This window comes from Vibrio sp. 10N.247.310.17 (assembly GCF_041466605.1).
Lineage (GTDB): Bacteria > Pseudomonadota > Gammaproteobacteria > Enterobacterales > Vibrionaceae > Vibrio > Vibrio tasmaniensis_A.
Genome location: NZ_JBFSTC010000134.1, coordinates 1 through 8,968, shown reverse-complemented (window position 1 = coordinate 8,968; position 8,968 = coordinate 1). Strand labels below are relative to the sequence as shown.

The following is an 8,968-nucleotide window of genomic DNA, read 5'->3' as shown; positions in this document are numbered from 1 at the left end:
GTTTTACTTCGGCGATAACGTCGATAAGTGGGTCAATTTTAAACTGGCGTTGACACCGTAATGTTCTACCCTAAAAAGTAACACTTTGTGGAGGTCTGTATGAATATCAAAGAGTCTGATTGGAAAATCTTTTGTGAGATAAAGAGTGAAGCTGCGCAACTGTTTTGTACTCGTCAGCTAGATGAAGCCATCAAAGCGATTACTGATGAATCAGAATCTGTAGGGGAAAGGTTTCACTTTATGTGCGAGTACTCCAAAGAATCTCAAAAGCAAATGAAGCTTATTTTTGATGGCCATTCTCGAAGCCGAGCATTTATCCAACTCATGCAAATGTGCGAGGAAGGTTTGGTTGTACCAAAACAATTCGAACGCCTTTCAGAGGAACTCAAAAAAGACATTACGAACGCTCTAGAAAGAAGAGCCTAAGGAAAGTCGGGTATTCAGGCCGCTTGACCCTGTAAATGCACGATAACCTTCCAAGATAAACTGCTACAACCATCCTAATATTACTCCTCTTTATTCGCTAATTCGGAATCGAATCCATGATTTTGGGCCAGGGAGGCTCAGTGTTATGTTTTGAAAAGTGAGTGTGCGGAGCCTAGCGAAAAAGCGGTCTAGTCTTTGTGTTAGAAAAACTACTGTATAAGTCCACCCTTAATCCACCCAAGCAAGAACGGGATAAAGTGGGGGAGAAGAAAGTTGATTATTTTCAGTGTATTGCGCGAGATTTGAGGCGTTTTTGAGGGCTCAAAAACGGTGAAACCCCGATGTTGGTAGCATCGGGGTTTCGAATTTCTAGATTTCTCGACTGGTAAGATCGATTATCTTTTCTATGCAGAAGGCTGGATTAATCCAATCTTATTCCTTGGTAGGGAATTAGATACGGATGAAGTCCATGTGCTCAACTTTAGGCTTGAACGCGTGACGTTGAACGTCTTGCGGCTTAACCTTAACTTCTGCGCCGTCAATCACTAGAGTGATTGTTTCGTAGAATTCAGGCTTATCCATTTGGTTGATCACGTCAGCGTGAACAAGTTCGATAGCTACAGCTGCTGCTTCGCCACCGTAGATTACAGCTGGGAATTTACCAGCGTGACGTAGGCGGCGGCTCGCACCTTTACCTAGTTCAGTACGTACTACTGCTTCAAATTTCATAGTTTTACTCTCAAATTAGTAAAAATTAACTTCACACCTCAATGCGACCTTGAGTATGTGGTAAAGCTTAGGCATAAACGAGTTCATGCTTAAGCGAGCGCGGATACTAACATCACATTCAAATCTGAGCAAGTCAGAAGCCCATCTCAAAGTGAATTTCCTTCGATAAATGATTCGTTTGGAGATAAAACGTTCACTAGCGCTTATTTACCCCATTTTATCGTCTTTTACATTGCCTATCTTATCTATTTATAGCGTTGCTAAATCATCAAGTTAATGAACGGAAAATGAATGTTTGCCTAAGGCTTGGTTAAGGCTTGGTTGGTTAATCTTAGTGTTAATTAAACAGCAGAATGAATAGGTGAAAATATGGAACCGATAAGCATTGTCGTAATTACGCTAAACGAAGAGAAACGCATCAGCCGCTTAATGGAAGAGTTGAGTGTGCAAACCCATCAAGAATTTGAAGTGATTGTTGTCGACTCGAACAGTGAGGACAACACAAGAGGGGTGGCACAAGCTTATGAAAGCGCGTTGCCAAAGTTAATGGTTCATCATATGGAAAATCGCGGTGTGAGCCTTGGCAGAAACACAGGCGCTTCATTAGCGCAGTACAACCGAATCCTTTTCTTAGATGCTGACGTGAGTTTGCCCCGAAACTTCCTTGCGAAAGCGCTTTATGAATTAGAGGAGAAGAAGTTTGAAGTGGCGGGTGTGTACATGAGCTCGAAAGGTCTGCCGCTTGTACACAAGTTTGGTTACGGGCTGTTTAACGCAGGCTTATTTACTACCCAGTTCTTTTTCCCGACGGCGATTGGCGCCTGTATTTTCTCGACTAAACGAGCGCATGATGAAATCGGTGGTTTCGATGAAGAGATCGTACTGTGTGAAGATTGTGACTACGTAAAACGTGCGAGCAAAACATGGCGATTTAGATTCCTGAATATGACCTTTGGTTTTGACCCACGTCGACTAGACCAAGATGGCGTTGTGAAGACAGGCTCAACTTACCTCAAAGCCAATGTAAGACGCTTCTTCAAAGGCGAAATGCGTAACAACGAGATGAACTACAAGTTTGGTCACTACAAAGAACAGTAAGTATTGAGGTTGTTATGTTTGATGGACTAGGGCTGTTTCTGGGGGCATTGGGTGATGCTCTCATTGGCCCAAACCTATTTGTACCGGGAGAGCCCTTCTTTATCGCAGCGGGCTTTCAACTGTATTCAGGTGCATGGATGGCGTTGGTTTTGGTGATGCTAGGTGGTTTGCTTGGTGACCAACTCAGTTATTTTATTGGCTATAAATACGGTGCGAAAGCGCAGCGAAGGCTCATTAAGTTTCGTCCTAAAACCAAAAGATTAATTGCGCGCTGCCGTTACCTAATTGCTCGCAAAGGCACATACATCATTCTTTTTGCTCGCTTATTAGGGCCTATCGCTTGGGTTGTGCCATTTATAGCGGGCTCACATCGAGTGCCGTGGCGTAATTTTAGTGTGTTGGCGTTTATCGGCTTGGCTCTTGGTGGTGGACAGTTCATTGCTTGGGGCATGTTACTGGCGCACGGTGTTGAAAACTTCCCGTGGCTTAATAGCCTCAAGATATTTATCTCTGAGCATAATAGCTTGATCGCCGGTGTGTTCACGGTATTGGTTTTCACCATTATTGGCTATCGGATGAAGTGGCGACGCTTGGTACTTAAGTCGAGTGCGCTGTTGTTGGCGTGGGTATTGTTTGCGAACTACGCTCACTTTTTCTGGAAAGCGGACGATTTTCAGAATCAACCAGAGACGGCTCAAATTGACAACGTCGACTGGAATTCGGTGACCTATAAAGCGTTCCCAGGCAAATCTTCATTCTACTCGGCACAAGCTATCAACGTACTATATGTTGGAGCAACCCCAAGAGACTTAATGAAACAATTGGGCTGGATAGAGAATCAAACTTTTTCTCGAAATGAGATTGAATGGGCTGGCTATCTCGCATTGCTTAGAGACAAAACTCCGCCAGTGTCCGATTTGTATTGGCGAGACAAGCCACAAGATATGGCGTTTCAGTTGCCGGGTAATTTGATGAAGCGCAGCCACATTCGCTGGTGGCGCGCTGGTGTTGATGTTCAAACTAACCAGCCTCAGTGGTTAGGTGCAATCAGCTATGATGATGGCCTTAAAGTCACCCCTTACTCAGGCATTGTGACCATACTGCATAACATTGACCCTAATGTTGATGAAGAGCGAGATAGGCTTGCTAATCAGATACGAACGTCATTACCAGATATTGAGCTAGACAAGTACCCATTAGCAACGGTGGAAGTGATGAATGAAGATCATGACTATTATACAGATGGTAGGATTTTAATGATTGGAGTCGCGACTCATAATGATAATGTGCAAATTCTAGATGTGGCTGTAAATGATATACAGAGCGATATATAAGAGCGACTAACTTGTGCCTTGTTTAAATCCCCTTCAAACAAGGCTTTATGATTTCTACTGGACTATATCTAAAGAAACTTAACTTTCTCTCATGTAACTCCTCAACTATAAATTGTTCAACTTTGACTATGCTGATTAAGGGCGAACAAGTAGCGAAAGCTGAGGACAACGTTATGAAAATGAATCCGATTGGTTGGTTTGAAATTTATGTTGATGACATGGCAAGAGCAAAAGCTTTCTATGAGTCAGTATTTAAAGTGACATTGGATAAGTTGGCCAATGAAACAGAAATTGATGTTGAGATGTGGGTATTTCCTTGCGACATGGACAACTATGGCGCTACTGGTGCCATATGTAAGATGTCCGGTGTGAAAGCGGGAGGCAACAGCACCATGGTTTACTTTTCTTGTGAAGATTGTGCGACAGAAGCAAGTTTGGCGGCGGCCAATGGCGGTACGTTACAAGTGCCAAAAATGGACATTGGTGAGCATGGTTTTATTAGTGTAGTTAGCGACACAGAAGGCAATATGATTGGGCTACATTCGATGGGCTAATTAAGTTGAAGTGAGTCGTGTCTCGATGAACCGAGATAAAACTAAGCCCTAGCAGTACGCTAGGGCTTATTGTATTTAACTTTTATTTAGCTTGTTCAGCCTTTACTTATTTTAAGCACCAGAGAGGCTTTCAATCCGCCCATAGAGCTCTTGCCGAGCGTTAGGCTGCCTCGGTAGCTGTGCGCCATTTCATTCACGATGTTAAGCCCCAATCCTGTTCCTGGTGTGGTTTCATCAAGTCGAACGCCACGTTTGGTCACTTGCTCAAGTTTCTCTTCAGGAATGCCTTGACCATCATCTTCAATCACCAATTCTATGTTGCCATCGACGAGTTCATTTGCATGGACTCGAATAATGCTGCTCGCCCATTTGTAACTGTTCTCGAGTAGGTTGCCGACCATTTCATCAAGGTCGGTTTTTTCTACCGCCACTTCAATCTCAGAGTCTAGCTCGTTAATCATGGTGACTTCGTTGGCGGAGTAGACTTTATCAAACGCCATTGAGATAGCTTCAACACGCTCACAAGGTGAAGACTTCACCGAAAGAATGTTCATTGCACCGGCCATGCGTGCTCGGCCAAGGTGATAATCGATTTGGCTTTGAATCTGATTAATGGGTTGTTGCAGCAGTGCCTTGTCATCCTCTGGAAGTCGCTCTATCTCATTTTTCAGAACCGACAGCGGAGTTTTCAACGCATGAGATAAGTTACCCGCGTGGTTACGCGCTCGCTCCAATAACTCTTGATAGTGGAACAGTAGGGCATTGAGGTCAGAAACCAATGGAGAAACCTCTTTCGGGTAGTTGTCGCTTAATCCTTGTTGCTCGCCGTTTCTTAACATCACCAGTTCACGTTGCATCTTACTGAGTGGCAATAGTGACCAGCTGACTTGAATACCAATCAACATCAGCACGCCCACAAACAGCAACATCAGAATCAACCAGACTTGACCTGTAAGTTCGGTCAGTGTGGATTCTAATGGGTCTTCATCAATACCTATGGTGATCGTGACAGGATCGTTCAGTTCAGGCAGATAGATATCCTGCTCGATGTAAATAAGCTTTTCTTTCTCAGGCCCTTTGATTGAAGTATGAATCGGCGAACGCTTGATAGTGAGGTCTTTGTCCCATAGCGAGCGAGATCGAATAATCTGGTCTTGAGTAGCGGCTCGCCAATAAATACCACTGTAGGGTTGGTTAAACCTAGGGTCAGACAGACGCTCTGCCATGATGAGGTTACCACTGTCGTTGGTTTCTATGTTGGCGGTTAACTCGTCCATGGTTAGGCTGAGCTGTTGCTTGACGTCATCGACCAAGTAATCGTTAACCAACTTAGGTATTCCGACGCCTGCCGCTAATATCATCGCACCTAGCCAAAAAGCCGCGGCGAGGAGCAAGCGGCTTTTTAGACTGACGTTTTTAAGTGTTCGTTTTTTTAGATTCATACGTTACCAGCCTGTCTTTGCTCATCTTGCTATGAGAACAACAACGATCAGCACAGGCTGTCCACTAATTGGAGATTGCTCTTAGCTTAATTAAATACAGCGTTATTCAGCATTCAGTTGGTAGCCAAGGCCACGAACGGTTTTGATGATCTTTGGTGCGATTTTCTTACGAATACGACCAATGAACACTTCAACCGTGTTTGAATCGCGGTCAAAATCTTGCTTGTAGATGTGTTCAACCAACTCAGTGCGCGAGATAACTTTGTTTTGGTTATGCATGAAATAAGCGACCACTTTATATTCAAGCGCTGTGAGGCTAACCGCTTGGCCTTGCCACAACACTTTAGAGCTGCGTGTGTCTAGGCTTAGATCACCAATTTGAAGTATAGGAGCAGCACTGCCTGACGCTCGGCGCAGTTGAGCACGAATGCGGGCTATCAGCTCGACCATTTCGAATGGTTTAGTTAGGTAGTCATCAGCACCTGCATTCAAGCCTTCTACACGCTGAGTAAGCGTGTCGCGCGCACTTAGGATAATCACTGGCGTGTTAATGTTTTCGTCTCGAATACCTTTTAATACGGTTAGGCCATCCAGCTTAGGTAGACCTAAATCGAGAACGATGGCATCCCACTCTTCCGATGTTGCACGGTAGAGTGCGTCGATACCGTCTTGAGAAAGCTCTGGAACCCAGTCGGCTCCCTCAAGGGTCTCTAGAATTTGTTGGCCCAAGCGAGGTTCGTCTTCAACGACTAAAATTTTCATGTATCACTCTTTTATTGTTATTTATTATTCGTGGGAGTTTTTGATCGCTTCTTTAAAGTTGCGACCTTTAATCATCAGCATTTCTAACGTTTCAGCGTTGTATTCCACTTTAATGATATTGTTTTGGAAATTTATTTTTAGCTCATACACCCAAATATCATCGTCTTCTTCTAGTTCTACTTTAATGATTCGGCCATGAAGATCATTTTCAACCGCAGCATACATTTCTGAGAAAGGGCGAATGTAGCCCTCTTGCACCGCTTCATAGACTTCGTCTTGATCTTCTTCAAATTCGATACGGGTTCCCGCTTTATGAACATCTTGTACAAGATCATGACCGTTATGGTGCTCATCTTGTGCAAAGCTTGATGTCGAGCCTATAGCTACAGCGATACAGATGAGTATAGCGCTTGGTTTTTGCATGCAGTGGCCTTAGTAAAAGAAGCAAGTAACGACAGTTTAATACAATAAAAATGAATGGAGTATGAATGTGAATACGAGAGACGCTTTATCATTTTAGCAATGTAAAGTGTTGTATCAACGTGCAATTAACCAACCTGATATTCATGTTGATTCATTTGCTCAATAGTAATGCGTTGACGTTATTACATTCCCTTACAAATTACAAATAATTAACATGGTAAACTCGCAAGTATATGGACTTATGGGGCTCTTTTGCCGCGCGATATTTGATTTAATAAGGATTTTAGAGTGCCATTTACAGTGCTAGTTATGTTGTTTTTTTCAGTGCTGATAACGTTCACTAGCCATGCTAACGAATTAGATTTCAAGCAAATCAGTGATTTCGAATATGGCATGGTAGTGAGTGATTCTTCGGTTGATGCTATCCTATATAAGGAAGAAGGGTGGAGCTCAATTGTTACTTGTATTCCTGAACCTAATCAGTCGTGTTGGCTTAAACTTGCACTACCTTCAGACAACCAATCATATGAACATCTAGTTTGGAAATCTCTTTCATCCCGGACAGGAGAGCTGTTTTTTGTTGATCAAGACGGAAAAGTTGTTGGCAATTTTTTGTTTGAGTATTATCGCTCGCTACGGCTGAACAAAAATTTTGAATACAGTTATGTTTTAGTGAAATTTCCTAGAGGTAAGACTGTAAATGCCAGTGCGTTATTTTCGAAAGAGCATCAATTAAAGCAATCACTTGTTATGAAAGATGGGGTGATTCTAGCCCTATTTCTATTGTCGAGCGCAATATCGTTAGTTTATGTTTATTTTGCTTGGCCGATAAAGCGATCTAAAACACTATTTATGACGGGCTTTGTTGCGTAATTAAATTTAAAGATAGAACAACCCCGTTTCGCGTATTTCTTAATCAATACGACAAGTTTCAGGCATACCTAACCCAGTAAGCTTGTTCAACGCTTTTATCATCGCGTAAGTTTCACCCACCTGGGCATTGTAATTTCTTAAGCTCAATCGTCCTCCTAGCAACTGTTTAACTCGATACATCGCTGTTTCTGACAATGAACGTTTGTGGTATCCATACCGCTCTTTCCAATACTTATTTGAGCCGTATAATTTCTGGCAACCCACGGCGAGATTTCGAGGATGACCACGCTCCCAGAAGGCTGCCCCTTCTCTTGGGGGAATAAGCGCAACGGCTCGCTTCATCTTAATAGCAGCGCGACACGCTCTCGTGTCGTAAGCGCCATCACCAGACACCTCAAGGATGCTTCGACGTGTTTGTTTCAGTAGGTTCGGGAGTACTTCACCATCTGTAACCGTTGATAAACTTAGCTCGGCGGCAATGATCTCATGAGTGCTTGTATCAACTGCAATATGCAGCTTTCGCCAGACTCTCCGCTTGCCATCCGTCCCGTGTTTTTTGACTTTCCATTCACCTTCGCCATAAACCTTAAGGCCAGTTGCATCAATGGCTAGGTGTTGTATCGCTCCTCTCGCTTTAGTCTTAAATGAGACCTCAACTTGCTTGGCTCTACGACTGATGCAGGTGTAATGCGGACAACTTAACGGCACATGGGCTAACCTAAATATCGAGTCGATAAATCCTTGCAGCGCTCTCAGTGGCATAGAAAAAACTCGTTTCACCATGAGTGCTGTCGTAATAGCTAAATCACTGAACCGACGTGGCCTCCCGCGCTTATTCTGTTTGCTTTGCGCCCACCCACTTATTGCTTCTTCATCGATCCAGAAGGTCAGAGAACCACGGTTAATGAGCGATTGGTTGTATTGTAACAAGGTTTAGGCATAAGGCTACGAGAGAGAGTGGTGGTAGCTGATCAGATCGTAGGTTCTTGATTTAGTTCCATTGAATTACGCAACAAAGCCTTTATGACGTGCTATATAGTGCTGTTTTCTATGTTTTATATTTACAAGTTTGGGTTTTTATGGGATGGGTATGATGATAAAGGAACCTACGTTATAAATTTTTTTAGAAGCGACTACTGGTTCGTTTCTTATTCTTTATCTTTAGTTTGTGTATATTTAATGCTTGTTTTTTCAAGTTGCGATAGAATAAATACAAAGCACTTACTGATTTGTTCTTCATTTGTGTTTCTACAGTTCTTTTCAGTTTATATAAACCCCTATCTGGCAGGGTAGTTGTCACTGTTAAAATTTAACCAGTTTGGGCGAT

The 8,968-nt window shown here is 43.1% G+C and carries 10 protein-coding genes; 5 read left to right on the top strand and 5 right to left on the bottom strand.

Annotated features, from left to right (window positions below; genetic code table 11):
- Positions 1-99: 99 nt before the first annotated feature.
- On the top strand, positions 100-426 hold the full coding sequence (locus tag AB6D80_RS23205) for a hypothetical protein (protein ID WP_041472845.1): 327 nt from the start codon (positions 100-102) through the stop codon (positions 424-426).
- Positions 427-876: 450 nt separating this feature from the next.
- On the opposite strand, the gene rplY is transcribed toward AB6D80_RS23205, so the two are convergent.
- Positions 877-1,155, bottom strand: a complete 279-nt coding sequence (gene rplY / locus AB6D80_RS23200) for a 50S ribosomal protein L25 (RefSeq protein WP_009847093.1) — start codon at positions 1,153-1,155, stop codon at positions 877-879.
- 369 nt (positions 1,156-1,524) lie between these two features.
- Between rplY and AB6D80_RS23195 the strand changes: the two genes are divergently transcribed.
- The 3 genes from AB6D80_RS23195 (at position 1,525) to AB6D80_RS23185 (ending at position 4,141) form a co-directional block, all read left to right on the top strand.
- The gene (locus AB6D80_RS23195) at positions 1,525-2,253 is read left to right on the top strand and encodes a glycosyltransferase family 2 protein (RefSeq protein ID WP_372189733.1); all 729 of its coding nucleotides are present in this window, start codon (positions 1,525-1,527) and stop codon (positions 2,251-2,253) included.
- Positions 2,254-2,267: 14 nt separating this feature from the next.
- Positions 2,268-3,587 carry an LssY C-terminal domain-containing protein gene (locus tag AB6D80_RS23190; RefSeq protein WP_372189731.1) on the top strand — a complete coding sequence of 440 codons (1,320 nt, stop codon included), beginning with the start codon at positions 2,268-2,270 and terminating at the stop codon, positions 3,585-3,587.
- A gap of 173 nt (positions 3,588-3,760) precedes the next feature.
- Positions 3,761-4,141 (top strand): VOC family protein, encoded by a 381-nt coding sequence (locus AB6D80_RS23185; RefSeq protein WP_372189730.1) that lies wholly within the window; start codon positions 3,761-3,763, stop codon positions 4,139-4,141.
- 95 nt (positions 4,142-4,236) lie between these two features.
- Here AB6D80_RS23185 and AB6D80_RS23180 read toward each other — a convergent pair whose 3' ends face one another.
- From AB6D80_RS23180 to AB6D80_RS23170, 3 genes are all read right to left on the bottom strand, one after another.
- Complete coding sequence (locus AB6D80_RS23180) at positions 4,237-5,583, bottom strand: ATP-binding protein (RefSeq protein WP_372189728.1); 1,347 nt, start codon at positions 5,581-5,583, stop codon at positions 4,237-4,239.
- A gap of 102 nt (positions 5,584-5,685) precedes the next feature.
- The gene (locus AB6D80_RS23175; RefSeq protein ID WP_004734666.1) at positions 5,686-6,345 is read right to left on the bottom strand and encodes a response regulator transcription factor; all 660 of its coding nucleotides are present in this window, start codon (positions 6,343-6,345) and stop codon (positions 5,686-5,688) included.
- A 24-nt stretch (positions 6,346-6,369) separates the two neighbouring features.
- The gene (locus tag AB6D80_RS23170) at positions 6,370-6,768 is read right to left on the bottom strand and encodes a PepSY domain-containing protein (protein ID WP_372189726.1); all 399 of its coding nucleotides are present in this window, start codon (positions 6,766-6,768) and stop codon (positions 6,370-6,372) included.
- Between the two features lie 288 nt (positions 6,769-7,056).
- Between AB6D80_RS23170 and AB6D80_RS23165 the strand changes: the two genes are divergently transcribed.
- Positions 7,057-7,641, top strand: coding sequence for a hypothetical protein (locus AB6D80_RS23165; protein WP_372189724.1), 585 nt, complete (start codon positions 7,057-7,059; stop codon positions 7,639-7,641).
- A 39-nt stretch (positions 7,642-7,680) separates the two neighbouring features.
- On the opposite strand, the gene AB6D80_RS23160 is transcribed toward AB6D80_RS23165, so the two are convergent.
- A complete protein-coding gene (locus tag AB6D80_RS23160; protein WP_372189722.1) occupies positions 7,681-8,571 on the bottom strand; it encodes an IS5 family transposase in 891 nt (296 codons plus the stop codon).
- Between the last annotated feature and the right edge of the window lie 397 nt (positions 8,572-8,968).